We start from the raw sequence: 26,011 nt of genomic DNA, 5'->3' as shown, positions 1-26,011 counted from the left end.
CCGTTCAGACGGCCCCCTCGCAGGGTCCCGCCGCGAGCTCGCTCGTGGTGGGGGCGAGACGGAGGACCCCGTCCTCCTCGTCCCTCGCAGGTTCGCGACGAGCCTCGGGACGGGGCCTCAGCAGCTGCCGTCGGGGCAGAGCATCCGCTGGAGCTCTTCCTCGACCTCGCCGTGGGTGACGAACAGCAGCTCGTCGCCGGCCTCCAGCGGCTCGTCGGGGTCGGGGTTGATCACCCGGTCCCCGCGCAGGATGGTCGTCAGCACGGTCTCCCGGGGCAGCGGCACCTCGCGCACGGGCCGGCCGATCCACGGGGTGTCCTCGGCCAGGGTGATCTCCACCAGGTTGGCCGCGCCCTTGCGGAAGCTCATCAGCCGGACGACGTCGCCGACGGTGACCGCCTCCTCGACCAGGGCGGCCAGCACCCGCGGGGTGGAGACGGCGACGTCGACGCCCCAGGCCTCGGTGTAGAGCCACTCGTTGCGCGGGTCCTTGACCCGGGCGACGACGCGGTTGACCGCGAACTCGGTCTTGGCCAGCAGCGAGACGACCAGGTTGGCCTTGTCGTCACCGGTGGCGGCGATGACCACGTCGCAGGTGGCCAGCTGGGCCTCCTCCAGGGAGGTCACCTCGCAGGCGTCGGCCTGCACCCACTCCGCGCCCGGGACCGACCGGGGCTTGACCCGGGACCCGTTGCGCTCGATGAGCATCACGGCGTGGCCGTTGCCCAGCAGTTCGGTGGCGATGGAGCGGCCGACCGCGCCGGCCCCGACGATGGCGACGCGCATCAGTGCTGCCCTCCACTGGCCGGCTGCTCGACGACGGAGTGCACCCGGTCGGTCAGGTCGTCGGTCACTGCGAGCACGAGGTGGTCGCCGGTCTGCAGCACGGTGCTGGTGGTGGGCAGCTGGGCCTCCCCGAAGCGGACCAGCCACGCCGCGCGGGCGCCGGAGGCGGTCTCGAGCTCGGCCAGCGGCCGGCCGACCCAGTTGTCGGTGACGGTGACCCGCATCAGCAGCACCTTGCCGGTGGGCTCGCGCCAGAGCTCGGTCACCTTCACCGAGAGCAGCTCGCGCATCAGCCGGTTGACCGTCCACGGCACGGTGGCGACGCTGGGGATGCCCATCCGCTCGTAGACCTCGGCCCGCTTGGAGTCGTAGATCCGGGCGACGACGTGCTCGACACCGAAGGTCTCCCGGGCCACCCGGGCGGCGATGATGTTGGAGTTGTCGCCACTGCTGACGGCGGCGAAGGCCCCGGCGGTGTCGATGCCGGCGTCCAGCAGGGTCTGCCGGTCGAAGCCCAGCCCGGTGACCTGCCGACCGCCGAACTCCGGGCCGAGGCGGCGGAAGGCCTCGACGTCCTGGTCGATCACCGCGACGCTGTGACCGACCTGCTCGAGCCGGCGGGCGATCGCCGACCCGACGCGACCGCAGCCCATGACGACCACGTGCACCCGATCCCACCCCGTCCGCTGTCCTCTGCCGGCCCGGTGGGACACCGGGTCGTACAGCGCGCGAACGTACACCCGGAGTCCGACCCGGGACGTGCGCCGGGGACGTCGGTCCACCCGGAGGGGTGCAGCTGTGAGTGACGTCGCCCCGAGCGGGCCCATCGGCGCCGTCGACGTCCGTACGATCACCGCGTGCCGTCCCTGTCCGATCTCGGCCAACTCCCCAAACGCCTCGTCCTGGGCCGGCCGGTCCGCACGGACAAGGCCGGGGAGTCGCTGCTGCCCAAGCACCTCGCCCTGCCGATCTTCGCCAGCGACCCGCTGTCCTCGGTCGCCTACGCGACGCAGGAGATCCTGATCTTCCTGACGCTGGCGGGGACGACGTTCCTCTTCCTCACCCCGTGGCTGGCCGCGGTCGTGGTCCTGCTGCTCACCGTGGTGGTGCTGTCCTACCGCCAGGTGGTGCACGCCTACCCCTCGGGCGGCGGCGACTACGAGGTCGCGATGAAGAACCACGGCCAGTTCGCCGGGCTGGTCGTGGCCAGCGCGCTGCTCACCGACTACGTGCTGACGGTCGCGGTGTCGGTCAGCTCCGGCACCGACAACATCATCTCGGCGTTCCCGTCCCTGGACGAGCACCGGGTGCTGATCTCGGTGTGCCTGGTCGCGCTGCTGGTGGCGATGAACCTGCGCGGGGTCCGCGAGTCGGGCAAGACCTTCGCCGTCCCGACCTACGCGTTCATCGCCTGCATCCTGGTCATGATCGTCACCGGGCTGGTGCGCGAGCTCGTCGTCGACAGCCCGGTGGTCGCCGAGAGCGCGCAGTACGCGATCGAGGCCGAGCCCGGCTACGAGGAGGTCACCGGCCTGGCGCTGGTCTTCTTCGTGCTGCGGGCCTTCGCCTCCGGGTGCACGGCACTGACCGGGGTCGAGGCGATCGCCAACGGCGTCCCGGCGTTCCGGCCCCCCAAGAGCAGGAACGCCGCGACCACGCTGGCCCTGATGGGCGGGATCGCCGCGACCATGTTCGCCGGGGTCACCGCGCTGGCCATCCTTTCCGACGTCAAGTACGTCGAGAACGCCTGCGATCTGGTGGGCTTCGCCGACTGCGAGAACCAGCCACAGCGCACCGTGATCGCGCAGGTCGCCGCGGCGGTGTTCGGCGGTGCCGACTCGGTGGGCTTCTTCCTCGTCCAGGCGGCCACGGCGCTGGTGCTGATCCTGGCCGCGAACACGGCGTTCAACGGCTTCCCGCTGCTGGGGTCGGTGCTCGCCCAGGACCGCTTCATGCCCCGCCAGCTGCACACCCGCGGCGACAAGCTGGTCTACAGCAACGGCATCCTGCTGCTCGCCGGGTTCGCGATCCTGCTCCTGGTGGTCTTCGACGCCGACTCGACGCAGCTGATCCAGATGTACATCGTCGGGGTGTTCACCAGCTTCTCGATCGGCCAGTGGGGCATGGTCCGGCACTGGAACCGGGAGCTGCGTGAGGAGACCGACCCGGCGGCGCGGGGCAGGATGCGGCGGTCCCGGGTGATCAACGCGATCGGCGGGACGCTGACCACCGTCGTCCTGGCCATCGTGGTGGTCACCAAGTTCGCCGGCGGCGCCTGGATCGTCATCGCCGCGATGCCGGTGATCTTCCTGCTCATGCGCTCGATCAACCGGCACTACTCGCACGTGGCCGAGCAGCTGGTGCCCGACAGCGAGACGCGGATGAAGCCCTCCAAGGTGCACGCCGTCGTCCTGGTCTCCAAGGTGCACAAGCCGACGCTGCGGGCGCTGGCCTTCGCCCGGGCCACCCGTCCCGACCAGCTGACCGCGCTGACGGTCAACGTCGACGACGCCGACACCCGGGCGCTGCAGGTGGACTGGGAGCGCTACGACATCCCGGTCCCGCTGACCGTGCTCGACTCGCCCTACCGCGAGATCACCCGGCCCGTCGTCGACTTCGTGCGCGACATCCGCCGGTCGAGCCCGCGCGAGCTGGTTGTGGTGTTCGTGCCGCAGTACGTGGTCGGGCACTGGTGGGAGAACCTGCTGCACAACCAGAGCGCCCTGCGGCTGCGCAGCCGGCTGCAGTTCCAGCCCGGCGTGATGATCACCAGCGTGCCGTGGCAGCTGGAGAGCTCGCTGGACCGCGTGCCCCGTGACGGCACACCCGCGCCCGGCGACCTCCGGCGCGGTCTCACCGAGGACGTGGAGCAGACGCCGTATGGCTGACGAAGGACCACCCTTCCCCCCACGACGAGCAAGCTCGCCGCGGGGCCCTGAAGGGCGGCCGAAGGGCCGGAACCGGGCGCGGGTGTCGGCCGCTGCCGGTGGGGGCTGGGAGGGCCGCCGGTTCGAGGTGACCGTGGGCCCGGTGGCGCACGGTGGGCACTGCGTCGCCCGGCACGAGGGCCGCGTCGTGTTCGTGCGGCACACGCTGCCCGGTGAGCGGGTCGTGGTCGAGGTGACCGAGGACCGGCACGCCGGGTTCTGCCGCGCCGACGCGATCGAGGTGCTCGAGGCCGCCCCCCAGCGGATCGAGCGGCCCTGCCCGTACAGCGGTCCGGGAAAGTGCGGCGGCTGCGACTGGCAGCACGTGAGCCACGCCGGCCAGCTGGAGCTCAAGGCCGCCGTCGTCCGTGAGCAGCTGTCCCGGCTGGCCGGGCTGGAGGTCCCGGTGACGGTCGAGGCGCTGCCCGGCGGTCCGCTGCGCTGGCGGTCGCGGGCCCGGTTCGCCGTCGACCGCGCCGGGGACCCCGGCCTGCGCCGGCACCGCTCGCACGACGTCGTCGCCCTCGACGACTGCCCGATCACCGTCGAGCCGGCCGCGCAGGCCGTGCTGGGACGGCGCTGGCTGGACGCCGGGGCGGTCGACGTCGCCGTCGACTCCGCCGGTGTGGTCACCACGTCCACGCTGGACCACCGTGGGCGGCCGCAGGACGTCCAGGTGCTGCGCCCGGGCGCCGACGTCCCCGAGGAGCCGGCCGGGCGGGCCCAGCGCTCCGCCGGTGGCCGTGACTGGGAGGTCGAGGGCACCGGGTTCTGGCAGGTGCACCCGGCCGCCGCCGACGCGCTGGTCGAGGCCGTGTCCGGCTTCGCCGCGGTGCAGCCGGGGGAGACCGTGCTGGACCTCTACGCCGGCGCCGGTCTGTTCGGCGGCGCCCTCGCCCCGGGCGTGGGGCCCGGCGGCCGGGTCGTCTGCGTGGAGTCCGACGCCGCGGCCTGCGCCGCCGCCGACGCCAACCTCGCCGACCTGCCGCAGGCCGAGATCTGGCAGGGCGACGTCGACGCCCCCGGGCTCACCGAGCTGCTGGTCGACCTCGGCCACCCCGACGTCGTCGTCCTCGACCCGCCGCGGGCCGGGGCCGGCAAGGACGTCAGCCGGGTGATCGCCGCGGCCGCACCCCGCGCGGTGGTCTACGTGGCCTGCGACCCGGCGTCCCTGGCCCGCGACGTCGCCGCGTTCGCCACCGCCGGCTACCGGCTGGCCGACCTGCGCGCCTACGACTGCTTCCCGATGACCGCGCACGTGGAGTGCGTGGCGCTGCTCGTCCCGGCCTGAGCGCGGCAGGTCAGGCCGGACCGGCGAGCTCCATCATCCGGCCGACCGTGACCGCCCAGGCCGCCTGCACCTCGGGCGACTCCGCGGCGACCACGGTGTGCACGTCCGCGACCGTGCCCGGCCCCGTGCCGACGACGGCCTCGAAGGCCAGCCGGACCACCAGCGCCTCGACCCGGTCGACGGTGAGGCCGGCCTCGAGCAGCGGTTCGATGACCCGGTGCACCTGCGCGTGCGCGTGCTGTTCCACGACTGACGTTCGCCCGCCGTCGCCCCCGCGGATGCACCGGGCCACCGGCAGGTCACGCTTCGAACACACGTGCGAGCCGGTGTCCGGTGCCGTCGGGCCCGGTCGCACACTGACCGGGTGGACGCCGCACTGCCACCGGGCTGGCCGGACGAGGTGCGGCCCCCCGGTGCCCCGGACTGGGAGCAGACCGCCGTCGCCTGGCTCTACGACCTGGTGCCGCCGGACTACCGCTCGCACGAGGTGCTGCGCCGCTACCCGGTGCTGCTGGCCCGCTTCGCCGGCGACCACGTCGCGGCCGGGCTGGAGGCGGCCCGGGCCGGCTGGCGCACCGTGCGCGTCGAGCTGGCCGACCAGCTGCCCCCCGACGCGATGGAGGCCGCGATCCGCGCCTACGAGCGCGAGGGCGCCCGGCTGACCCGGGCGGCGCGGGGTGTCGAGGTGGTCGCCGGGGCACTGCGGGGCGAGCGCTGGGTGCCCCGGCTCTAGGTCCCCGCTCAGGCGGCAGGTCCCCGGTTCGCAGTTACAGTGGGAACCCACCGGCCGCGCCCTCCGGACGCGGCCGACGTCGAGAGGACCCTGCCCCGTCGTGTCGCTGCTCAGCTCGTTGACCGGGCCCGCCGACCTCCGGGCGCTGCGTCCCGACCAGCTCCCCGCCCTGGCCGCGGAGATCCGCGACGCACTCGTCGCCGCCGTGGCCAAGACCGGTGGGCACCTGGGGCCCAACCTCGGTGCGGTCGAGCTGACCATCGCCGTCCACCGGGTCTTCGAGTCCCCGCGCGAGCCGATCGTCTTCGACACCGGCCACCAGGCCTACGTGCACAAGCTGCTCACCGGCCGGCTCGAGGGCTTCGCCCAGCTGCGCCAGCGTGGTGGCCTGTCCGGCTACCCCAGCCGCGCGGAGAGCGAGCACGACTGGGTGGAGAACAGCCACGCCTCCACCTCGCTGTCCTACGCCGACGGGCTGGCCAAGGCCTTCGCCGTGCGCGGGGAGAACCGGCCGGTGGTCGCGGTCATCGGCGACGGCGCGCTCACCGGCGGCATGCCGTGGGAGGCGCTGAACAACATCGCCGCTGCCGAGCGCCCCGTCGTCATCGTGGTCAACGACAACGGCCGCTCCTACTCCCCGACGATCGGCGGGGTGGCCGACGCGCTGGCCACGCTGCGGCTGCGACCGGGCTACGAGGACGCGCTGACCGCCGTCCGGCAGGCCCTGCACCGCGCCCCCGTCGTCGGCACCGCGCTCTACGACGCGCTGCACGCGATCAAGAAGGGCCTCAAGGACGTCCTGGCCCCGCAGGGCATGTTCGAGGACCTCGGCATGAAGTACGTCGGCCCCGTCGACGGCCACGACATCGAGATGATGGAGTCCGCGCTCCGCCGGGCGCGCGACTTCGGCGGGCCGGTCATCGTGCACGCGGTCACCACCAAGGGCTTCGGCTACCCGCCGGCCGAGACCGACACCGTCGACGCCTGGCACTCCACCGGCGTCTTCGAGCCCGACAGCGGGCTGTCCTCGGCGGCCAAGGGCCCGGAGTGGACCGACGTCTTCGCCGACGAGATGGTGCGCATCGGCGCCGAGCGCTCCGACGTCGTGGCCATCACGGCCGCGATGCTGCACCCCACCGGCCTGGCGCCCTTCGCCGAGCGCTTCCCCGAGCGCACCTACGACGTCGGCATCGCCGAGCAGCACGCGCTCACCTCGGCCGCGGGCCTGGCCATGGGCGGCATGCACCCGGTCGTCGCGATCTACTCGACGTTCCTCAACCGGGCGTTCGACCAGCTCCTGATGGACGTCGCCCTGCACGGTCAGCCGGTCACCGTCGTGCTGGACCGGGCCGGTGTGACCGGCTCCGACGGCGCCTCGCACAACGGCATGTGGGACATGTCGATCTGCTCGGTGATCCCGGGCCTGCGGCTGGCCGCGCCCCGGGACGAGCCCACGCTGCGCGAGGCGCTGCGCGAGTCGGTCGCGGTCACCGACGGCCCCACCGTCGTGCGCTTCCCCAAGGGCGCGCTGCCGGTCGAGGTCCCGGCGCTGGAGCGGCTCGGCCCGGTCGACGTGCTGCGCCGCGGCGCGACGCCGGAGGTGCTGCTGGTGGCGTGCGGCTCGCTGGTGCCGATGTGCCTGGCGGTCGCCGAGCGCGCCGCCGACCACGGCATCGAGGTCACCGTCGTCGACCCGCGCTGGGTCGTCCCGGTCGCCGACGAGCTGCGCACCCTGGCCACCGAGCACCGCCTCGTGGTGACCGTCGAGGACGGCGGCCGGGCCGGGGGAGTGGGCACGCTGCTCACCCAGGCGCTGCAGGACGTCGACTCCGACGTCCCGGTGCGCACCCTCGGGCTGCCGCAGCAGTTCTTCGACCACGGCAGCCGCGGTCAGGTGCTGGCCGACGTCGGCCTCACCGAGCAGGACGTCGCCCGCCGCATCGTCGAGTGGGCCGCCCGCGTCGCCGACCGCGCGTCCGGGTCGGAGGAGTCCGCCCGGGTGGAGGGCCACTGAAAGGACCACGTCCTCCTCGACCCGAGCAAGCTCGGGTCGAGCCTCGGGACGTGGCCACGGGTCACCTGCGGAACGAGGGAACTGTGGTCATCGCTGAGATCCAGGTGGCGCCGTCGCCGGCGGGGACCGCCGAGGACCCGCACGCGTTCGTCGAGGCGGCGATCGCCGTGGTCAAGGCCTCGGGGCTGCGGTCGGAGGTCGGGGCGCTCGGCACGACGATCGAGGGGGACGCCGACGCGGTGTGGGCGACCCTGCGGGCGGCGCACGAGGCGATGCTCGCCGCCGGCGCGACCAGCGGCATCTCGCACGTCAAGATCGCCACGGTGGACCGCACGATGGACTCGCTGACCCACAAGTTCCGCTGACCGCGGCTTCGCGCTGACAGCGGTGCGCTCCGGCAGCGCCGTCCTACCGCACCAACGTCTGTCCTACCGCATCAACGCTGGTGCGGTAGGACAGACGGTGATCAGGTGACCTGATCACCGTCTGTCCCACTCCAGCTGCGATCAGCCCGGGAGCGACGCCACCCCGCGGGGGAGGAACCGTGACCCGGTGACCGCCTCGGAGACGCCGGTGCGGTCCAGGTACGCCGAGATCCCGCCCAGCCAGAACGGCCAGCCGGCGCCCAGCAGCATGCACAGGTCGACGTCCTGCACGGCCTGGACGACACCTTCGTCGAGCATCAGGCCGATCTCCTGCGCCAGCGCCCGCTCGGCCCGGTCCCGCAGCTCCTCAGCGGTCAACGGTGCGTCGCCGCTGTCGATGCCGGCCAGCTCCGGGTCGAGGACGCCGGGCGCGGAGAAGACGCTCGTCTTCCCCAGCGACACCATCCGCTGCAGCCCAGGGCTCACGCCGTAGCGGTCGGGGAACGCCTCGTGCATCCGCTCGGCCACGTGCAGCGCGACCGCCGGGCCCACCAGGGACAGCAGCTCGAACGGCGTCATCGGCAGCCCGAGCGGCTCCAGCGCCTGCTCCGCGACGGCGACCGGCGTGCCGGCGTCCACGGCGGCGGTGACCTCGCCGAGGAAGCGGGTGAGCAGCCGGTTGACCACGAACGCCGGGGCGTCGGCGACCAGCACACAGGACTTCTTCAGCGCCTTGCCTACGGCGAAGGCGGTGGCCAGCGTGGCGTCGTCGGTGCGCTCGGCCCGCACGACCTCCAGCAGTGGCAGGACGGCGACCGGGTTGAAGAAGTGCAGCCCCACGACCCGCTCGGGGTGCTGCAGCCCGGCGGCCATCTCGGTCACCGACAGCGCGGAGGTGTTGGTGGCCAACACGCACTCGGGCGAGACCACCGCCTCGACCTCGGCGAAGACCTGCTGCTTGACCGACAGCTCCTCGAATACCGCCTCGACGACCAGGTCGGCGTCGGCGAAGGCGTCCTTGGACAGCGAGCCGGTGACCAGGCCGGTGAGCCGGTTGCGCGCGTCGGGGGACAGCCGGCCGCGCTCGGCCAGCTTCGCCAGCTCCGCGTGCACCCAGCCCACGCCCTTGTCCACCCGCGCCTGGTCGACGTCGGTGAGCACGACGGGCACCTCGAGCCGGCGGGCGAACAGCAGCGCCAGCTGGGAGGCCATCAGCCCCGCGCCCACGACGCCGACCTTGGTGACCTTCCTGGCCAGCGCCTTGTCCGGCGCCCCGGCCGGCCGCTTGGCGCGCTTGTTGACCAGGTCGAAGGAGTGCAGGCCGGCCCGCAGCTCGTCGCTCATCAGCAGGTCGGTCAGGGCGTCGTCCTCGGCCGCCGTCCCCGCCGTGAACCCGGCGTCCCCGGCGCGCGCGAGGTCCAGCAGCTCGACCGCGCGCAGTGCGCCGGGGGAGGCGCCCTTCGTGCGGGCGGCGACGATGCCGCGGGCCCGCGTGATCGCGTCGTCCCAGGCCGACTCGTCGGGCTGGGGACGCCGCACGGTCACCTCCCCGGACACCACCCCGGCCGCCCACTCCAGCGACCGCTCCAGGAAGTCGGCCGGCTCGAAGACGGCGTCGGCGATGCCGAGCCGGGCCGCTGTCGGCCCGGGCGTCGTCTTGTTCTGCGCGAGGGCGTTCTCCACGATCACGGTCACCGCGGCGTCGATGCCGGTGAGCGCCGGCAGCAACTGGGTGCCGCCCCAGCCGGGCACCAGGCCGAGGAACACCTCGGGGAAGGCGACGACGGCGGTCGTTGCGATCGTGCGGTGGTGGCAGTGCAGCGCCAGCTCCAGCCCGCCGCCCAGTGCCGCGCCGTTGACGAAGGCGAAGGTCGGGACGGCGGAGTCCCGCAGCCGGCGGAACACCCGGTGCCCGGTCTCGGCGATCTCCCGGGCGTCCGTGGCCGAGGCGATCGTGGGGATGCCGGAGAGGTCGGCGCCGACGGCGAAGACGAACGGCTTGCCGGTGACCGCGATGGCCGCGGGGGAGCGCGCCTCGACCTCGTCGAGCGCGGCGTCCAGCGAGGCCAGCCCGCCCGGGCCGAACGTCGAGGGCCGGGTGTGGTCGTGCCCGTTGTCCAGCGTGATGAGCGCGAGCTCCCCGGTGAGCCCCGGCACCGCCAGGTAGCGCACCAGTGCCCGCGTGACGACCTCGTCGCTCATGCCCCTGCCCCGTCCCAGTTCGGGTTCTCCCAGATCACGGTGCCGCCCATGCCGATGCCGATGCACATCGCGGTCAGCCCGTACCGGACGTCGGGCCGCTGTGCGAACGCCTGCGACAGCTGGGTCATCAGCCGGACGCCGGAGGAGGCCAGCGGGTGCCCGACGGCGATCGCGCCGCCCCAGGGGTTGACGCGCTCGTCGTCGTCGGCGATGCCGAAGTGGTCGAGGAAGGCCAGCACCTGGACGGCGAAGGCCTCGTTGAGCTCGAACAGCCCGATGTCGTCGATCGTCAGGCCGGTGCGGGCCAGCGCCTTCTCCGTGGAGGGGATCGGGCCCACGCCCATCACCTCGGGCTCCACGCCGGCGAAGCCGAAGCCCACCAGCCGCATGCCGGGGGTCAGGCCCAGCTCCGCGGCGACCTCCTCGGCGGCCAGCAGGCAGCCGGTGGCGCCGTCGTTGAGGCCGGCGGCGTTGCCGGCGGTCACGTGCCCGTGCGGGCGGAAGGGCGTGCGCAGCGTCGCGAGCGCCTCGAGCGTGGTCCCCGGCCGGGGTGGCTCGTCCACGGTGGCCAGGCCCCAGCCGGCCGCAGCCGACCGGGTGGCCACCGGCACCAGCTCCGGGCCGATGTGCCCGGCGGCGACGGCGGCGGCGTACTTCTGCTGGCTGGCCACGGCGAAGGCGTCGGCCCGCTCCTTGGTCAGGTGCGGGAACCGGTCGTGCAGGTTCTCCGCCGTCGAGCCCATGACGAGCGCGGAGCCCTCGACGATCCGCTCGCTCACGAACCGGGGGTTGGGGTCGACGCCCTCGCCCATCGGGTGGTGCCCCATGTGCTCGACGCCGCCGGCGATGGCCACGTCGTAGGCGCCGAAGGCGATCCCCGAAGCCGTGGTGGTCACCGCGGTCATCGCGCCGGCGCACATCCGGTCGATCGCGAAGCCCGGGACCGACCGGGGCAGCCCGGCCAGCAGGGCGGCGGTGCGGCCCAGGGTCAGCCCCTGGTCACCGATCTGGGTGGTCGCGGCAACGGCCACCTCGTCGACCCGCTCGGGCGGCAGCGAGGGGTTGCGGCGCAGCAGCTCGCGGATGCAGCGGACCACGAGGTCGTCCGCCCGGGTCTCGGCGTAGATGCCCGTCGGGCCGGCCTTGCCGAACGGGGTGCGCACGCCGTCGACGAAGACGACCTCACGCAAGGGGCGGGACATGGGACCTCCGCGGTGAGTTCCGGTGTCGGCGGCAGCGCCGGCGCGCCGAAGTTACCCGCTGGTAACTCCGGGGCCAACCCCCTCGCCCGGAGGAGCCCGGATAACGGTCCGGCAACGGGCTCAGCATGTGCTTGCGGTCACAACGGACCGGGTTCACGATGCCCACCGAACACTTCCGGATCAACGACGAAACGGCAGGAACTCGCATGGCGCGACAGCGCACCCTGATGACGGCTCTCGCAGCCTCCCTCGTCTTCGGCCTGGCTGCCTGCGGTGGCGGGGACGAGCCCGCGGCCGGCGGCGGTGCAGCCGCCAGCGGCAGCGGCGGCGGCGGCGAGGCGGCCGCGGAGGGCAAGGTCGGCGTCATCCTCCCCGACACCGAGTCCTCCACCCGGTGGGAGTCCTTCGACCGCCCGCTGCTGCTCAAGGCCTTCGAGGACGCCGGCATCGAGGCCGACGTCCAGAACGCCCAGGGCGACGCCCAGCGCATGCAGACCATCGCCGACCAGATGATCACCTCCGGTGTCACGGTCCTGGCGATCGTCAACCTCGACAACGCCTCCGGCGCGCAGATCCAGAGCCAGGCCGAGCAGCAGGGCGTGGCCACCATCGACTACGACCGCCTCACCCTCGGTGGCTCGGCCGAGTACTACGTCTCCTTCGACAACACCGAGGTCGGCCGGCTGCAGGGCCAGGGCCTGGCCGACTGCCTCGGCGACGGCGCGAAGAACATCGTCTTCCTCAACGGCTCGCCCGACGACAGCAACGCCACGTCGTTCGCCAACGGCGCGCACGAGGTGCTCGACAAGATCACCAACTACACCCAGGTGGCCGAGCAGGCCGTCCCGGGCTGGGAGCCGACCGAGGCCGCCACGATCTTCGAGCAGATGTACACCCAGAACGGCGGCAACATCCAGGGCGTCCTGGCGGCCAACGACCAGCTGGGCAACGCGGCCATCCAGACCCTGGTCCGCAACGGCCAGGGCGGGCAGGTCCCGGTCACCGGGCAGGACGCCTCGCTCGAGGGCCTGCAGAACATCCTGGCCGGCCGCCAGTGCATGACGGTCTACAAGTCCGCCGCCGAGGAGGCCAACGCCCTTGCCGAGCTCGCCATCTCGCTCATCAACGGCGAGGAGCAGCCCGACATCGTCAACGGCGAGTCCGAGGACGCCGAGGGTGGCCGCACCGTCCCGTCGGTCCTGCTCGACCCGGTCGCCATCACCCGCGACAACGTGAAGGACGTCGTCGACGACGGTCAGGTGTCCGCTGCGGACCTCTGCACCGGTGAGTACGCCGCCGCCTGCACCGAGCTCGGCATCCAGTAACCACTCGTCCTCGGGGCGTCCTCCTCTCGCGGGGAGGGCGCCCCGAGGGTTGTTCCAGGAAGGGACACGCATGACCGTTCCGCATGCCGAGGGCGGGTCGCCGATCCTCGAGCTCCGCGGCGTCGACAAGAGCTTCGGCGCCGTCCAGGTCCTGCACGGCGTGGACCTGAAGGTCTACCCCGGCAAGGTGACCGCGCTGGTGGGGGACAACGGCGCCGGCAAGTCCACGCTGATCAAGTCCATCGCCGGCATCCACCCGATCGACGGTGGGCAGATCCTGTTCGACGGCCAGCCGGTGTCCATCACCGGGCCGCGCGACTCCGCCGCGCTCGGGCTCGAGGTCGTCTACCAGGACCTCGCGCTGGCCGACAACCTCGACGTCGTCCAGAACATGTTCCTGGGCCGCGAGCGCAAGCACGGCATCGTCCTCGACGAGGCGTCGATGGAGCAGGCCGCCCGCGACACCCTGGCCAAGCTGTCGGTGCGCACGCTGAAGTCGGTGCGCCAGCTGGTCTCCAGCCTCTCCGGTGGCCAGCGGCAGACGGTGGCCATCGCCAAGGCGGTGCTCTGGGAGTCCAAGGTCGTCATCCTCGACGAGCCCACGGCCGCGCTCGGTGTCGCGCAGACCCGGCAGGTCCTGGACCTGGTCCGCCGGCTGGCCGACACCGGCCACGCCGTCGTCTTCATCTCCCACAACATGGTCGACGTGTTCGAGGTCAGCGACCGGATCGCGGCTCTCTACCTGGGCCGGATGGCGGCCGACGTGCCGATCTCGACCGTCGACCGCGGCCAGGTCATCGAGCTCATCACCGCGGGCCGTTCCGGCGACATCGGCCTGGCCCCCGCCGTCTCCGAGGTGGTCTGACCCATGGCGAGCAACATCGTCCCCACCAGCGACCTCGAACCGGGCGGCGCCGCCCCCTCGGGCTTCGAGGGCGACCGCTCCGCCGGCTCGCTCGGCGGCGTGGTGCGCGGGTACGTCGACCGGCTGCGCGGCGGTGACCTCGGTGCGCTGCCGGCGGTGCTGGGCATCGTCGTCCTGACGCTGCTGTTCTACGCCCTGCGCCCCGAGACGTTCCTGACCCCGCTGAACATCACCAACCTGATCATCCAGGCCGCGCCGATCACGCTGCTGGCGATGGGCCTGGTCTGGATCCTGCTGCTGGGCGACATCGACCTGTCGGCCGGTGTGGTCAGCGGTGTCTGCGCAGCGGTCTCGGCCCAGCTGCTGGCCCAGCAGGGCGCGCCCTGGTGGGTCGCGGTCCTCGCGGCGCTGGTCACCGGTGCGGTCATCGGCCTGTTCACCGGCACGCTCGTCGCGCTGATCGGCATCCCGTCGTTCGTGGTCACCCTGGCGCTGTTCCTGGCCTTCCAGGGCGTGACGCTGCGGGTCATCGGCCAGGGCGGCACCGTCCCGATCCGGGACGAGACCATCCGTGGCCTCACCAACAGCTACATCCCGGTCGGGGCCGGCTGGGCGCTCGCGGCGGCGGTCATCGCCGCCTACGCCGTCCTGCAGCTCAACCGCTGGCGCACGCAGCGCAGCAAGGGCCTGGACAGCCAGCCCCTGATCGTGGTGGTCGGCCGGATCGTGCTGATCGCGGTGATCGTGCTGGTGCTCACGGCCATCCTGAACGCCGACCGCGCGCTGTCGCGGGCGGTCGAGCTGCAGGGCATCCCGTACGCCATCCCGGTCGTGGTCGTCCTGCTGCTGGTGCTCACCTTCCTGCTCGGCCGCACGACGTTCGGCCGGCACGTCTACGCCGTCGGGGGCAACTCCGAGGCCGCGCGCCGGGCGGGCATCAGCGTCACCAGGATCCGCATCATGGTGTTCATGCTGTCCTCGTCGATGGCGGCGGTCAGCGGTCTGGTGGCCGCCGCGCGCCTGAGCTCGGTGACCCCGGGCTCGGGTGGCGGCAACACGCTGCTCTACGCGGTGGGCGCGGCCGTCATCGGTGGCACCAGCCTCTTCGGTGGCCGCGGTCGCATCCGGGACGCGGTGCTCGGTGGCCTGGTGATCGCCATCATCGACAACGGCCTCGGGCTGCTGCAGGTGTCGGCGTACCTGAACTACATCATCACCGGCGGCGTGCTCCTGCTCGCCGCCTCCGTCGACGCGCTCGCGCGCCGTCGGGCGGCGGCCGGGAAGAGTTAGCGCCCTCCCCGACCCGACGGGGCGGTCCTGCGGCAACGACGCCGCGGGGCCGCCCCGTCGCACGTCCCGGGTCGTCCCGGTCCGCTACGGTCCGGCTCCGGACGACGGACGGAGCGCTCGATGGCCGGGGACCGCGCGGCGGACGGTGCCCCGGTCGCCGCCGAGCAGGTCACCTCCGCCGACGACCCGCGCGGCACCGTCCGCGAACTGCGGACCCGGACCGCCGCGGGCGCCCGCGACCGAGCCGCCGCCGGCGGCCCGGTCGCAGGTCAGCCGGCGGTGATCGCCTCGGTGAGCAGCTCGCCGGTCAGCCCGACCTGCCACTCCCGTGCGCCACCGGCGCGCAGCGCCTCGGCGACGGTCCCGGCGTCGGCGGGCCGCGGCGGGGTCCACATCAGCCGGCGCACCAGGTCGGGGGAGAGCAGGTTCTCCACCGGCACCGACCACCGCTCCGACACCTCGGCCAGCCCGGCGCGGGCGGCCTTGAGCCGCGCAGCGGCGGCGGCGTCCCGGTCGGCCCAGCGGTTGACCGGTGGCGGCCCGTCACCGGGCCGGCTGTGCAGCGGCAGGTCGTTCTCCGGGAGTTCCCGACCGCGGGTCAGCGCACCGAACCAGGTGGTGACCAGCTTTCGGTTGGCCCGCCCGCGGAACACCGGCAGCTCCAGCAGCGCGCCCTCGTTCTTGGGGTCGGCCTGCACCGCCGAGACCATGGCGGAGTCCGGCAGCACCCGGCCGGGCGCGATGTCGCGGCGCCGGGCCAGGTCGTCGCGGGCCTGCCACAGCGAGCGGAGCATGCCCAGCTGGCGCCGGCTGCGCAGCCCGTGCATGCCCGAGGTCTTGCGCCACGGGTCGACCTTCGCCGCCGGCGGGCCCGCGGCCAGGATCGCCTCGAACTCCTGCCGGGCCCACTCGGTCTTGCCCTGCTCGGCGAGGATGCGGGCCAGTTCGTCGCGCAGCTCGACCAGCACCTCGACGTCGAGGGCGGCGTAGACAAGCCAGTCCTCCGGCAGCGGGCGGGTGCTCCAGTCGGCGGCGGAGTGCCCCTTCTGCAGCGACAGGCCCAGCAGCGACTCGACGACCGCGCCCAGGCCCACCCGCGGCAGACCGGCCAGCCGGGCGGCGAGCTCGGTGTCGAAGAGCCGGGCGGGGACCAGCCCGATCTCGGCCAGGCAGGGGAGGTCCTGGTTGGCCGCGTGCAGCACCCACTCCTCGTCGGCGATCGCGGCCTGCACCACCGACAGGTCCGGCAGCGGCACCGGGTCGATCAGCCCGGTGCCCGCGCCGGCCCGGCGCATCTGCACCAGGTAGGCGCTCTGCCCGTAGCGGTAGCCCGAGGCGCGCTCGGCGTCGACGGCGACCGGCCCGCTGCCGCCGGCGAGGGCGTCGGCGTAGGCGACCAGCGCGGTCGAGGTCTCGATGGTCGGGGTCAGCCCGTCCCGCGGGGCCAGCAGGGGCACCGCGGTCGACTCCGGCTCGGCCGGGGTCTGGTCGGGGCTGGCCTGCTCGGCAGTGTTCTCGCTCGTGGTGTCCACCTCGGTGCTCGGGTCGGTGCTCAGTTGATGACCCCTGAACGGATGCCCAGCGCCACCATGTGCGCCCGGTCGCCGGTGCCCAGCTTGCGCGCGATCCGCGCCAGGTGGCTCTTCACGGTCAGTGCGGACAGGTCCACCTTCTCGCCGATCTCCTTGTTCGTGTACCCGTCGGCCACCAGCCGCAGGATGTCGCGTTCGCGCGCGGACAGCTCACCGACAGCCTCCTCCACGCCTGACTGGGTGAGGCCCTGGGCCAGGCTGCTGGCGATCCCCGGGTCGGCCCAGACCTCACCGGACAGCGCCGCGCGCAGCCCCTCGGTGAGGGTGGCCAGCGGACTGCTCTTGAGCAGGTACCCCTGCACCCCGGCCAGGAACGCCGAGCGCACCACCGCCGGGTCGGTCACCGAGGTGAGCACGACGGTCACCGGCCAGCCCTCGGTGCGCAGCGTGGGCAGCAGCTCCAGGCCACGGCCGGGGTCACCGCCGCGGCCGGCGCTCTCGGGACCGGCCTCGGGGAGGTCGACCTCCAGCACGCACAGCGCCCGCGGGCCGGACACGTGGGCCCGCACCCGGGCCTCCTCCAGTCCGGCGGCCTCCTCCACGTCGCGCGCCCCGAGGGTGCGGAGCCGGTCGGCGAGGGCCTCGCGCAGGAGGGGGGAGGGGTCGACGACCAGGGCACTGGCGTGCGGGCCGAACAGGACGTCGTCCGACCACAACCTGCCCAGCGGCATGCACCCTCCCGTCGTCGGACCGGACCGACGAGGAGGTGGTCAGCAGCTGAACACCCGACGTACGGACCGGCGTGTCCGCGCACCCGGCGCAACGGGCGTTGGGCCGAGTGGAGTACGGCGGGAGTCTATGCGCCGCCGTCGGCCCGCTGCGCGCTCGCACCCAGCAGGTGGACACCGGCGGGTGGGAGGCCCGCAGCGTTGGCCAGGACGTCGAGGAACGCGGTGAGGTGCCGGTCGAGGTCGGTGCCCTCGGCCGTCCAGGATGCCCGGATCTCCACGTCGACGGAGTGCTCGGGGGCGGCGATGGAGCCGAACCGGGTGGAGGCGGTGCGGGTGACGGTGCCCCCGACGGCATGGTGGCCGGCGCCGGCGGTGACCAGGGCCTCGGTCAGCCAGCTCCAGGCCACCTCGGAGAACATGCTGTCGTCGATCATCTCGGAGTCGGTGCGGGCCGAGACGTAGCCGACGCAGCGGGTCGTGCCCTCCCAGGCGTCATGCCCGGCGGGGTCGAACAGCACGATGAAGCGGCCGCTGGCCAGCTCCTCCTCGTCGTCGGAGGGGTCGGCGATGCTCAGGCCGATCGCGTGCGACCACGGGGCGAGCCGCTTGGGCGCCGGGATGGTCTCCAGCGCGACCTCGGCGCGCGGCCGGACGGCGGCCAGCGCCTCGAGGGCGGCCCGGAACTCCGCGGGGACCGGCGCGGTCGGCGCTGTCCCGTCCGCCGGGCCCGTCCGCTGCTGCACCACGTCCGCAGGGTAGGTCGCCCCTCACCGGTAGCCGACCCCGACGCGCCGCCGCCGGTGAGCCGGCGCACAGTCGTGACCCGGCCGCCCGTGGGCCTCAGCCGGCCGCCGGTGCGTCTGGGAGGATCGGCAGCCGTGGGAACAGCTGCAGGACCGGCCGCCGACTCCGACCTCGTCCGCGCCGCCCGCGGGCTCCCCGTGACGCGGACCCCGGTGTGGTTCATGCGCCAGGCCGGCCGCTCGCTGCCGGAGTACCGCGCGCTCCGCCAGGGGACGGCGATGCTGCAGGCCTGCCAAGACCCCGACCTGGTCACCGAGATCACCCTGCAGCCGGTGCGCCGGCACGGGGTGGACGCGGCCATCCTCTTCTCCGACATCGTGCTGCCGCTGGTGGTCGCCGGCGTCGACATCGAGATCAAGGCCGGCGTCGGGCCGGTGATCGCGAACCCGATCCGCAGCGTGGCCGACGTCGACGCGCTGCCCCCGTTGGAGCCCGACCGGCTGGACTTCCTGGCCACCGCCGTCGGCCGGCTGGTCGCCGAGCTCGGTGCGACGCCGCTGATCGGCTTCGCCGGGGCGCCGTTCACCCTGGCCACCTACCTGATCGAGGGCGGCCCCTCCAAGGAGCACGCCCGCACCAAGGCGTTCATGTACGCCGAGCCCGAGGCCTGGCACCGGCTGCTGGACCACCTGGCGGTCTCCGCGGCCACCTTCCTGCGCACCCAGGTCGACGCCGGCGCCAGCGCCGTCCAGCTGTTCGACTCCTGGGCCGGGGTGCTGTCGGCCGCCGACTACGCCGAGCGGGTGCTGCCGCACTCGCGCGCGGTGTTCGACGGGCTCGGTGACCGCGACGTGCCGCGCACCCACTTCGGGGTGGGCACCGGCGAGCTGCTCGCGCTGATCGGTGACGCCGGCGCGGACATGGTCGGTGTCGACTGGCGGGTGCCGCTGGACGAGGCCGCCCGCCGGGTGGGCCCGGGCTACTCGCTGCAGGGCAACCTCGACCCGGCCGTGCTGCTGTCGGACCGGGAGACCATCGACCGCGAGGTCCGCCGCATCGTCGAGCAGGGCAAGGCCGCCCGCGGGCACGTGTTCAACCTCGGTCACGGCGTCCTGCCCGAGACCGACCCGGACGCACTGACCCACGTGGTGGAGCTGGTCCACGAGCTGACCACGCGATGACCCCCCGCCCCACCACCCCGACGAGGCTCGTGGTGGTCGGGGCCGGGATCACCGGCCTCACCGCCGCCTTCGAGTGGCGGCGCACCCACCCCGACGGCGAGGTCGTGGTCCTCGAGGCCGGCGACCGGGTCGGCGGCAAGCTGGACACGGTCGACCTCGCCGGCCTGAGCTACGACACCGGCCCGGAGGCGATGCTCGCCCGGGTGCCCGAGGCCGTGCAGCTGGTCGAGCAGCTCGGGCTGGCCGACCAGCTCGTCGCCCCGGCCACCACCCAGGCCTCCATCGTGCTGCCCGACGGCCGCCACCGGCTGCCCGCCGGCACCCTGCAGGGCGTGCCGACCACGGCCGACGGGCTGGCCGGGGTGCTCACCCCGGCCGGGGTCGAGCGGGTGCGCGCCGAGGTCGACCTGCCCCCGCTGCACCTGGACGGCGACGTCACCGTGGGCGGGCTGCTGCGCGAGCGGCTCGGTGACGAGGTGGTCGACCGGCTGGTCGAGCCGCTGCTCGGCGGGGTCTACGCCGGCCGGCCCGACGACCTGTCCCTCGCCGCGACCATGCCGGCGCTGGCCGCCCAGCTGCCCTCGGCCACCAGCGTGCTCGGTGCCGCCATCGCCGCCCGGGACGCCGGCGCCCGCAGCCGCGGTGACGTCGACGGCCCGGTCTTCGTCACCGTGCGGGACGGCGTCGGCTCGCTGCCCGGCGCGCTGGTGCGGGCCTCCCGCGCCGACGTCCGGCTGCGTACCCGGGTCACCGCGCTGCGCCGCACCACCGCCGGCTTCGAGCTCGACCTGGCCGACAGCGGCACGCTGACCGCCGACGCCGTCGTCCTGGCCACCCCGGCCGGGCCGACCGCCGACCTGCTCGCCGACCTCGCCCCCGACGCCGTCGAGCCGCTGCGGGGCATCCCGTACGCCTCGATGGCCGTGGTCGCGATGGCCTTCCCCGGGCAGCCGGTCGCGGCGGGCTCCGGGCTGCTGGTGCCGCCGGTGACCGGGCGGCTGGTCAAGGGCGTGACGATCTCGTCGTCGAAGTGGCCGCACCTGTCCGGCGACGGGCTGCTGCGGGTGCGGTCCTCGGTGGGCCGGTTCGGCGACGACGCCGCCCTGCAGCGCACCGACGCCGACCTCACCGCGGCGGTCGTGGCCGACGTGGCCGACCTGCTGGACCTCGAGCGGCCCGAGCCGGTGCAGACCCGGCTGGTGCGCTGGGTGGACGGGCTGCCGCAGTACCTGGTCGGGCACCCGCAGCGGGTCGCCACGATCCGCTCCGCGGTGGCCGCCGTCCCGGGGCTGGCCGTGGCCGGGGCCGCCTACGGCGGGGTCGGGGTCCCGTCCTGCATCCGCGACGCCCGCGCCGCCGTCCAGGCGCTGGCCGCCTAGGTCAAGGTCCGCGGCGGCCGCGGACCGGCCGTTCGTCGGTGTCGTCGTGGTAGCGCACCTCGACGTCCTCGCCGAGCTCCTGCTGCAGCCGGTACGCCAGGGTCAGGCCGCGACGCAGCCACGCTGCGGCCGTCACCGGGTCCTCCGGCGCGTCCGGGTCGTGGCTGCTGTGCCGCCCGTACTCGTCGTTCCACTCGTCCATCGCCGCGACCAGACCGGGGGACACGCCGAGCTCGACCGGGTCCACCACGTAGTCGTTCCACCCTCGCTGGTGCCGCGGCGAGCGGTTCCACAGCGGGCCCCCTCCGTGCTCGGCCATGAGGACGACGACGGTGGGCCGACGGGGTGTGCCGTCGTCCTCGGTCGGCGGGCGGCGACGCGGCACCGGCGCAGCCTCCCACGGCGGACGCCCCGCCGGGGTCGGGTGGTGTGACGCAGCGCCCCCGACCCGGCGCCCCCTGCCCGCGCGCACGGGCGACAATGGGGGACATGAGCGAGCAGACCGAAGAGCGCAGCATCGGCAAGCGGGCGAACGAGTTGAACGCCCGGATCCGCTACACGATGTGGTCGGTCTTCAAGCTGGCGCGCCCGCTCGCCGACGACCAGCGCCCGGCCGCCGCCGCCGAGGTCACCGCACTGTTCGAGGAGCTCGCCGGCAAGGACGTCGTCGTCCGCGGGGTCTACGACGTCGCCGGGCTGCGGGCCGACGCCGACCTGATGATCTGGTGGCACGCCGAGGCCCCGGAGGCGCTGCAGGAGGCCTACGGGCGGTTCCGCCGCACCGAGCTCGGCCGCCGGCTGGACCCGGTGTGGTCGCAGATGGCCCTGCACCGCCCGGCGGAGTTCAACCGCAGCCACATCCCGGCCTTCCTGGCCGAGGAGGAGGCGCGCCGCTTCGTCTGCGTCTACCCCTTCGTCCGCTCCTACGAGTGGTACCTGCTGCCCGACGAGGAGCGGCGGGACATGCTCAAGGAGCACGGCATGCAGGCCCGGCCCTACCCCGACGTGCGCGCCAACACCGTGTCCTCGTTCGGCCTGGGCGACTACGAGTGGATGCTCGCCTTCGAGGCCGACGAGCTGTACCGGATCGTCGACCTCATGCGCGACCTGCGCGCCAGCCGCGCCCGCCGGCACGTGCGCGAGGAGGTGCCGTTCTACACCGGCACCCGCAAGGAGGTCATCGAGCTGGTCGCCGACCTGCCGTGACGCCGTGAACGCCAGGAGCCCAGGACCCGACGGGTCCTGGGCTCCTGGCGTTCGGCGCGTCAGGCCTCGTCGAGCCTGATGCTCACCGAGTTGATGCAGTACCGGTCGCCGGTCGGGGTCTGCGGGGCGTCGGCGAAGACGTGGCCGAGGTGGCTGTGGCAGCTGCCGCAGAGGACCTCAGTGCGCAGCATCCCGTACTGGGTGTCGTCGCGGAGGACGACGTTGTCCTGCGCCGACGGCTCGTAGAACGAGGGCCAGCCGCAGTGGGAGTCGAACTTGGTCTCGGAGCGGAACAGCTCGGCGCCGCACGCCCGGCAGGAGTAGGTGCCGACGGTCTTCGTGTCGACGTACTCACCGGTGTACGGGCGCTCGGTGCCGGCCTGGCGGAGGACGGCGTACTCCTCCGGCGACAGCTCGGCGCGCCACTGCTCGTCGCTCTTCACGACCTGGGGCTGGTGGGCGGAAGTGGTCATGACCCCACGGTACGGCGGCCCGCCACCCGGGCCGTCCCCTCACCGGGCGGGCACGGACGCCGTCCGCCCTGGTCAGCGGCGGGTCACCGGCCTGCTGCCCAGGGTGACTTCCACCTCTGCGTGGTGGTCTGCCGGTGCCGGGCTCGTACCGTGGACCCGGCGCCGCGACCGCGGGCGCCGACGTCCACGGTGAGGACCCATGACCACCCCGCTGCCCCTGGCCGACACCTGGTTCACCCGCGACCTGCCCGTCCTGCGGGCCATCGCGCGCCTGATCGACGAACCGCCGCACGGCAGCGCGCCCTACCTCGGTGCCGTCGTGCCGGCCAGCGGCCTGCCCAAGCCGCAGGTCGTGGGCGCGGCGAACGCCCTCGTCACCGCCGGCTACGTCCAGGCGCTGACCAACCACGCCGGGAAGATCGTCCGGTTCACCACGGTCTCCGCCGAGGCCCGCCGGCTCACCGGGCTATGGCCCACCCCGCAGACGGAGTGGGAGCGGCTGCTCGAGCAGCTCGAGGCCCGCGCCACCGGCGCGATGTCGGAGCTGGAGCGGGAGCGCTGGCGGGCCTTCGCCGACGCCGCGGCCGCGGTCGGCCCGGACGCCGGGGCGCTGCTGATGTCCGCGCTCATCGGCGGTTACGTCCCGCGAGCCCGCTGAACGCGACAGTGCCCCCGCCCGGTTCCCCGGGCGAGGGCACTGTCGGTGGTTCAGAGGGCTGCATCCGCAGCCCGGTCCAAGATCAGACCGGGTTGACGTTCGCGGCCTGCGGGCCCTTCTGGCCCTGCTCGATGTCGAACGAGATGCGCTGGCCCTCGTCGAGCGAGCGGTAACCGCTGGTCTGGATGGCCGAGTAGTGGACGAAGACGTCCGGGCCGCCACCATCAGGGGTGGCGAAGCCGAACCCCTTCTCGGCGTTGAACCACTTCACTGTTCCTTCGGGCATTGCGCGCTCCTAGCTGAGGCTGATCGTCGGGGTCCTGCCAGTGCGCAGGGCCTTCCCGACGTGGACGACCCTAGCTGCTCCGGGCCCTCCGTGGGTGATCGGGGCGCAAAGAGTTCCGATGATCCGGGAATCGGTGGTCCGGTCCCGCCCTCCCGGGCTCAGAGCAGGCGACCGGGCGGGGGCGCCGGGCGGGCGTAGGCGTTGTCGGCGTAGGCCTCCTCGCCGGTGCTGCGGCGCCGCCGGCGCGGGGCCGCCGGGAGGGCCAGCTGCGGGGTGACCGGCTCGGCCCGCCAGGACCGGACGTCGAGGGTGCCGGGGTCGGCCCACTCGGCGGTGGCCAGCCGGGCCTCCTCGACCAGCCGCAGCTGCCGGGTCCGGCGCCAGCGGTGACCCAGGACGTCGACGCCCACCAGCACGCCGACCAGGACGGCGACGGTGAGGAAGGCGTTGGTGAGCGCGGTCGCGACGTCCAGCGCGGTGATCGCCGGCCAGCTGACCTGCTCCAGCTGGTACCCGACGACCTCGATGACGACGTACAGCACGCCGTACACCACGATCGCCACCCGCATCGCCCGCGCTCCCGTCTCCTCGACCCGACCAGGTCCCAACGACAGCGGGTGCCCGTGGGTCGAGCCGCGGAGCCGTCTCCCCTGGCTGCGGTCACCCGCAGGGGTGAGCGCGGAGGTGCGCTCAGGCCTGGGTGGTGGCCTCGGGGACCGGCGGCTGCGCCGTCCGCTCGGGCTGCCCGGAGTCGAGGACCCGGCGGGAGCACACCGCGATCGCCAGGCTGGTCAGCACCAGCAGCAGCAGCGCCGCCCGCAGGCCGAAGGCCCCGGCGAGCGCGCCGATCAGCGGGGGTCCGAGCAGGAAGGCCGGCCACTGGGCCAGCGCGGCGACGGCCACCCCCTCGCCGGCCGACAGGTGCGGCTGGTTGCCCGCCAGGCCGTAGACGGTGGGGGCGACGCAGCCGGAGCCGATGCCGAGCAGGGCGAACCCGACGAAGGCGGCGGCCGGGGTGCCGACGCCGACGGCCAGCCCCACCCCGGCCGCCGCGACCAGGGAGGACCAGGTGAGGAAGGCCCGTTGCCCGACCCGCTGGACGACGCGGTCCCCGGCCAGCCGGGACACCAGCATCGCCACGGAGAAGCAGCTGAAGGTGGCCGCGCCCGCTGCGGGACCGGCGTCCAGGGCGTGCGAGGTGTACGTGGCGCTCCACTGGCTCGCCGCGCCCTCGTTGATGCTCACCATCAGCCCGATCGCGGCCAGCAGCAGCAGCTGGGGCGACAGCCGCCGGCGCAGCGGCCGCCCGCCCGCGGCCGTCGGGGCGGCGCCGGCGTCGGGCGGGGCCCACCCCAACGTGGCCAGCAGTGCGGCCGTGAGCAGCAGGCCGGTGCCGGTGAGCTGGACGGCGGGTGAGACCCCGGCGCCGGCGGCGACCGTGCCGAGGACGCCGCCGGCGAGCTGGCCGCCGCTGTAGGTGGCGTGGAAGCCGGACATGATCCGCCGGGCGTAGCCGCGCTCGACCTGCACCGCCTGCGCGTTCATGGCCATGGCCAGGAGGTTGCCGGCGAACCCCTGGGCGACCAGCCCGGCGACCAGGGCGGGGGTGGAGGAGGACGCGGCCAGCAGCGGCGCGTCGACCAGCAGCACCGCCACCCCGATCCGGCTCAGCCGCCGGGCGCCGGTCCGGCGGACGAGGAGGAAGGTCACGGCCAGTGCCAGCAGGGAGCCGGCCGTCATCGACACGGTCAGCACGCCCCACCGGGCGTCGGTCATCCCGGCCAGCTGGTCCCGGACGTCGGGGATGCGGGCGGCCCAGCTGCCCTGGGTGAGCCCGAGGGCGGCGAACAGCAGGCAGACCGAGACCCGGCTGCGCCGGTCACGGGGACGGGGGCGGACCGGCACCGCCCGATCGTCCCTCCCCGAGAGCACCCCGGCCCCGGCGGGGTCAGGACCCGGTCAGCCCCGTCCATAGAGCTCGGTGAGCAGGGCGACCGCGGCGGGCGCGGCCGGGTGCGGGTCGGTGCGCCACCACGCCAGCCGGACCGCGATCGGCTCGGCGTCCCGGATCGGCCGGTAGACCACCTCCGGACGGCGGTACTGGGCCGCCGTGCCCGCCGCGGTCACGCCGACGCAGCGCCCGGTGGCGATCGCGGTCAGCCAGTCGTCGACGTCGTTGGTGTACTCGACCGTCGGGCGGGCGCCGGCGGGCCACATCTCCGGGGTCGTGGTGCCGGTGCGCCGGTCGATGAGCAAGGTGCGCGCGCCGATCGCGGCCATCGGCACCGACCGGCGGCGTGCCCACGGGTCGTCGGCGGCCACGGCGACCAGCCGCCGCTCCAGCCCGACCAGGGCGCTGTCGAAGCGGCGGGCGTCGGGCTCGGTGCGCAGCACGGCGAGGTCGCAGGCGCCCTCCACCAGCCCGGCGGTGGGGGAGTTGGTGCGCACCAGGTGCAGCTCGACGCCCGGGTGCGTGGCGGCCCACCGGCGTTGGAAGTCCAGCGTGTGCCGGCCCATCGCCGACCAGGCGTGCCCGATGCGCAGCCGGCCGGTGCCGCCGGCGGCGTCGGCGACCAGCTGGTCGGCGTCGGCCAGCAGCCGCCGGGCCCGGGGGAGCACCCGGGAGCCGGCCGCGGTCGGGGTCACCTGCCGGGCGGTGCGGTGCAGCAGCCGGACGCCGAGCTCGGTCTCCAGGCCGGCCAGCGTGCGGGACACCGCCGCCTGCGAGACACCCAGCGTGATCGCGGCGTCGGTCAGCGTCCCGGCGTCGACGATCGCCACCAGGCAGCGCAGAGAACGCAGCTCGAGTGCCATGCGTGCA

Annotated in this window: 26 protein-coding genes; 12 read left to right on the top strand and 14 right to left on the bottom strand. The window is 74.1% G+C overall.

Translation table 11 applies throughout. The annotated features are described in order from the left end of the window. Window positions 1–117 precede the first annotated feature (117 nt). Window positions 118–786: a potassium channel family protein gene (locus tag O2W14_RS17415; RefSeq protein ID WP_269177382.1), complete on the bottom strand. Its 669-nt coding sequence runs from the start codon at window positions 784–786 to the stop codon at window positions 118–120. Next, complete coding sequence (locus tag O2W14_RS17410) at window positions 786–1,454, bottom strand: potassium channel family protein (protein WP_269177381.1); 669 nt, start codon at window positions 1,452–1,454, stop codon at window positions 786–788. The genes O2W14_RS17415 and O2W14_RS17410 overlap by 1 nt, the downstream gene beginning before the upstream one ends. 189 nt (window positions 1,455–1,643) lie before the next feature. Here O2W14_RS17410 and O2W14_RS17405 point away from each other — a divergent pair, with 189 nt between their 5' ends. After that, window positions 1,644–3,674: an APC family permease gene (locus O2W14_RS17405; protein ID WP_269177380.1), complete on the top strand. Its 2,031-nt coding sequence runs from the start codon at window positions 1,644–1,646 to the stop codon at window positions 3,672–3,674. Window positions 3,675–3,756: 82 nt separating this feature from the next. Further along, window positions 3,757–5,004 (top strand): class I SAM-dependent RNA methyltransferase, encoded by a 1,248-nt coding sequence (locus O2W14_RS17400; RefSeq protein ID WP_269177379.1) that lies wholly within the window; start codon window positions 3,757–3,759, stop codon window positions 5,002–5,004. A gap of 10 nt (window positions 5,005–5,014) precedes the next feature. Here O2W14_RS17400 and O2W14_RS17395 read toward each other — a convergent pair whose 3' ends face one another. After that, window positions 5,015–5,251 (bottom strand): hypothetical protein, encoded by a 237-nt coding sequence (locus O2W14_RS17395; RefSeq protein WP_269177378.1) that lies wholly within the window; start codon window positions 5,249–5,251, stop codon window positions 5,015–5,017. Window positions 5,252–5,368: 117 nt separating this feature from the next. Here O2W14_RS17395 and O2W14_RS17390 point away from each other — a divergent pair, with 117 nt between their 5' ends. From O2W14_RS17390 to O2W14_RS17380, 3 genes are all read left to right on the top strand, one after another. After that, window positions 5,369–5,737, top strand: coding sequence for a hypothetical protein (locus O2W14_RS17390; protein ID WP_269177377.1), 369 nt, complete (start codon window positions 5,369–5,371; stop codon window positions 5,735–5,737). Between the two features lie 100 nt (window positions 5,738–5,837). After that, on the top strand, window positions 5,838–7,751 hold the full coding sequence (gene dxs, locus O2W14_RS17385) for a 1-deoxy-D-xylulose-5-phosphate synthase (protein ID WP_269177376.1): 1,914 nt from the start codon (window positions 5,838–5,840) through the stop codon (window positions 7,749–7,751). A gap of 83 nt (window positions 7,752–7,834) precedes the next feature. Continuing rightward, complete coding sequence (locus O2W14_RS17380) at window positions 7,835–8,116, top strand: thiamine-binding protein (RefSeq protein ID WP_269177375.1); 282 nt, start codon at window positions 7,835–7,837, stop codon at window positions 8,114–8,116. Between the two features lie 141 nt (window positions 8,117–8,257). Here O2W14_RS17380 and O2W14_RS17375 read toward each other — a convergent pair whose 3' ends face one another. Both O2W14_RS17375 and O2W14_RS17370 read right to left on the bottom strand, forming a co-directional pair. Next, complete coding sequence (locus tag O2W14_RS17375) at window positions 8,258–10,318, bottom strand: 3-hydroxyacyl-CoA dehydrogenase NAD-binding domain-containing protein (protein WP_269177374.1); 2,061 nt, start codon at window positions 10,316–10,318, stop codon at window positions 8,258–8,260. Then, the gene (locus tag O2W14_RS17370; protein ID WP_269177373.1) at window positions 10,315–11,520 is read right to left on the bottom strand and encodes a thiolase family protein; all 1,206 of its coding nucleotides are present in this window, start codon (window positions 11,518–11,520) and stop codon (window positions 10,315–10,317) included. The genes O2W14_RS17375 and O2W14_RS17370 overlap by 4 nt, the downstream gene beginning before the upstream one ends. 227 nt (window positions 11,521–11,747) lie before the next feature. Here O2W14_RS17370 and O2W14_RS17365 point away from each other — a divergent pair, with 227 nt between their 5' ends. The 3 genes from O2W14_RS17365 (at window position 11,748) to O2W14_RS17355 (ending at window position 15,000) form a co-directional block, all read left to right on the top strand. Further along, on the top strand, window positions 11,748–12,845 hold the full coding sequence (locus O2W14_RS17365) for a sugar ABC transporter substrate-binding protein (RefSeq protein ID WP_269177372.1): 1,098 nt from the start codon (window positions 11,748–11,750) through the stop codon (window positions 12,843–12,845). 70 nt (window positions 12,846–12,915) lie between these two features. Further along, window positions 12,916–13,710: an ATP-binding cassette domain-containing protein gene (locus tag O2W14_RS17360; RefSeq protein ID WP_269177371.1), complete on the top strand. Its 795-nt coding sequence runs from the start codon at window positions 12,916–12,918 to the stop codon at window positions 13,708–13,710. Between the two features lie 3 nt (window positions 13,711–13,713). Then, window positions 13,714–15,000 carry a sugar ABC transporter permease gene (locus O2W14_RS17355; RefSeq protein ID WP_269177370.1) on the top strand — a complete coding sequence of 429 codons (1,287 nt, stop codon included), beginning with the start codon at window positions 13,714–13,716 and terminating at the stop codon, window positions 14,998–15,000. A 269-nt stretch (window positions 15,001–15,269) separates the two neighbouring features. Here O2W14_RS17355 and O2W14_RS17350 read toward each other — a convergent pair whose 3' ends face one another. The 3 genes from O2W14_RS17350 to O2W14_RS17340 all read right to left on the bottom strand — a co-directional run bounded on the left by O2W14_RS17350 (window position 15,270) and on the right by O2W14_RS17340 (window position 18,009). Beyond that, the gene (locus O2W14_RS17350) at window positions 15,270–16,532 is read right to left on the bottom strand and encodes a ribonuclease D (protein ID WP_269177369.1); all 1,263 of its coding nucleotides are present in this window, start codon (window positions 16,530–16,532) and stop codon (window positions 15,270–15,272) included. A 20-nt stretch (window positions 16,533–16,552) separates the two neighbouring features. Beyond that, window positions 16,553–17,263: a LuxR C-terminal-related transcriptional regulator gene (locus O2W14_RS17345; protein ID WP_269177368.1), complete on the bottom strand. Its 711-nt coding sequence runs from the start codon at window positions 17,261–17,263 to the stop codon at window positions 16,553–16,555. 125 nt (window positions 17,264–17,388) lie between these two features. Next, entirely contained in the window at window positions 17,389–18,009 is a 621-nt protein-coding gene (locus O2W14_RS17340) for a DUF3000 domain-containing protein (protein ID WP_269177367.1), read from the bottom strand. Between the two features lie 132 nt (window positions 18,010–18,141). Between O2W14_RS17340 and hemE the strand changes: the two genes are divergently transcribed. Next, window positions 18,142–19,188 (top strand): uroporphyrinogen decarboxylase, encoded by a 1,047-nt coding sequence (gene hemE / locus O2W14_RS17335; protein ID WP_269177366.1) that lies wholly within the window; start codon window positions 18,142–18,144, stop codon window positions 19,186–19,188. Beyond that, complete coding sequence (gene hemG / locus O2W14_RS17330) at window positions 19,185–20,567, top strand: protoporphyrinogen oxidase (protein ID WP_269177365.1); 1,383 nt, start codon at window positions 19,185–19,187, stop codon at window positions 20,565–20,567. Before hemE ends, hemG begins: the two co-directional genes overlap by 4 nt. A gap of 1 nt (window position 20,568) precedes the next feature. Here the strand turns inward: hemG and O2W14_RS17325 are convergent, their stop codons facing one another. Further along, window positions 20,569–20,952, bottom strand: coding sequence for a hypothetical protein (locus O2W14_RS17325; protein ID WP_269177364.1), 384 nt, complete (start codon window positions 20,950–20,952; stop codon window positions 20,569–20,571). A gap of 104 nt (window positions 20,953–21,056) precedes the next feature. On the opposite strand from O2W14_RS17325, the gene hemQ reads away from it, so the two are divergent. After that, entirely contained in the window at window positions 21,057–21,773 is a 717-nt protein-coding gene (gene hemQ / locus O2W14_RS17320; RefSeq protein ID WP_269177363.1) for a hydrogen peroxide-dependent heme synthase, read from the top strand. Window positions 21,774–21,832: 59 nt separating this feature from the next. Here hemQ and msrB read toward each other — a convergent pair whose 3' ends face one another. Further along, window positions 21,833–22,246, bottom strand: coding sequence for a peptide-methionine (R)-S-oxide reductase MsrB (gene msrB / locus O2W14_RS17315; protein ID WP_269177362.1), 414 nt, complete (start codon window positions 22,244–22,246; stop codon window positions 21,833–21,835). A 199-nt stretch (window positions 22,247–22,445) separates the two neighbouring features. On the opposite strand from msrB, the gene O2W14_RS17310 reads away from it, so the two are divergent. Beyond that, entirely contained in the window at window positions 22,446–22,904 is a 459-nt protein-coding gene (locus O2W14_RS17310; RefSeq protein ID WP_269177361.1) for a hypothetical protein, read from the top strand. An 82-nt stretch (window positions 22,905–22,986) separates the two neighbouring features. On the opposite strand, the gene O2W14_RS17305 is transcribed toward O2W14_RS17310, so the two are convergent. The 4 genes from O2W14_RS17305 to O2W14_RS17290 form a co-directional block, all read right to left on the bottom strand. Beyond that, window positions 22,987–23,190, bottom strand: coding sequence for a cold-shock protein (locus tag O2W14_RS17305; RefSeq protein WP_014741881.1), 204 nt, complete (start codon window positions 23,188–23,190; stop codon window positions 22,987–22,989). Window positions 23,191–23,348: 158 nt separating this feature from the next. Continuing rightward, complete coding sequence (locus O2W14_RS17300; protein ID WP_269177360.1) at window positions 23,349–23,759, bottom strand: hypothetical protein; 411 nt, start codon at window positions 23,757–23,759, stop codon at window positions 23,349–23,351. A gap of 121 nt (window positions 23,760–23,880) precedes the next feature. Continuing rightward, window positions 23,881–25,095: an MFS transporter gene (locus O2W14_RS17295; RefSeq protein WP_269177359.1), complete on the bottom strand. Its 1,215-nt coding sequence runs from the start codon at window positions 25,093–25,095 to the stop codon at window positions 23,881–23,883. Window positions 25,096–25,149: 54 nt separating this feature from the next. Then, the gene (locus O2W14_RS17290) at window positions 25,150–26,004 is read right to left on the bottom strand and encodes a LysR family transcriptional regulator (protein ID WP_269177358.1); all 855 of its coding nucleotides are present in this window, start codon (window positions 26,002–26,004) and stop codon (window positions 25,150–25,152) included. Window positions 26,005–26,011: the final 7 nt, after the last annotated feature.

The organism is Modestobacter sp. VKM Ac-2986 (assembly GCF_026967795.1).
Classification (GTDB): Bacteria; Actinomycetota; Actinomycetes; order Mycobacteriales; family Geodermatophilaceae; genus Modestobacter.
The sequence above is the reverse complement of the archived record's forward strand: the minus strand, read 5'-3'. Positions and strand labels throughout refer to the sequence as shown.

Coding starts and splice junctions, on each gene's coding strand:
- O2W14_RS17365 (WP_269177372.1), top strand. CDS start 11,748: ATGACGGCTCTCGCAGCCTCCCTCGTCTTCGGCCTGGCTGCCTGCGGT.
- O2W14_RS17370 (WP_269177373.1), bottom strand. CDS start 11,520: ATGTCCCGCCCCTTGCGTGAGGTCGTCTTCGTCGACGGCGTGCGCACC.
- O2W14_RS17300 (WP_269177360.1), bottom strand. CDS start 23,759: ATGCGGGTGGCGATCGTGGTGTACGGCGTGCTGTACGTCGTCATCGAG.
- msrB (WP_269177362.1), bottom strand. CDS start 22,246: ATGACCACTTCCGCCCACCAGCCCCAGGTCGTGAAGAGCGACGAGCAG.
- O2W14_RS17305 (WP_014741881.1), bottom strand. CDS start 23,190: ATGCCCGAAGGAACAGTGAAGTGGTTCAACGCCGAGAAGGGGTTCGGC.
- O2W14_RS17360 (WP_269177371.1), top strand. CDS start 12,916: ATGACCGTTCCGCATGCCGAGGGCGGGTCGCCGATCCTCGAGCTCCGC.
- hemG (WP_269177365.1), top strand. CDS start 19,185: ATGACCCCCCGCCCCACCACCCCGACGAGGCTCGTGGTGGTCGGGGCC.
- O2W14_RS17415 (WP_269177382.1), bottom strand. CDS start 786: ATGCGCGTCGCCATCGTCGGGGCCGGCGCGGTCGGCCGCTCCATCGCC.
- O2W14_RS17355 (WP_269177370.1), top strand. CDS start 13,714: ATGGCGAGCAACATCGTCCCCACCAGCGACCTCGAACCGGGCGGCGCC.
- O2W14_RS17310 (WP_269177361.1), top strand. CDS start 22,446: ATGACCACCCCGCTGCCCCTGGCCGACACCTGGTTCACCCGCGACCTG.
- O2W14_RS17345 (WP_269177368.1), bottom strand. CDS start 17,263: ATGCCGCTGGGCAGGTTGTGGTCGGACGACGTCCTGTTCGGCCCGCAC.
- O2W14_RS17375 (WP_269177374.1), bottom strand. CDS start 10,318: ATGAGCGACGAGGTCGTCACGCGGGCACTGGTGCGCTACCTGGCGGTG.
- O2W14_RS17290 (WP_269177358.1), bottom strand. CDS start 26,004: ATGGCACTCGAGCTGCGTTCTCTGCGCTGCCTGGTGGCGATCGTCGAC.
- hemQ (WP_269177363.1), top strand. CDS start 21,057: ATGAGCGAGCAGACCGAAGAGCGCAGCATCGGCAAGCGGGCGAACGAG.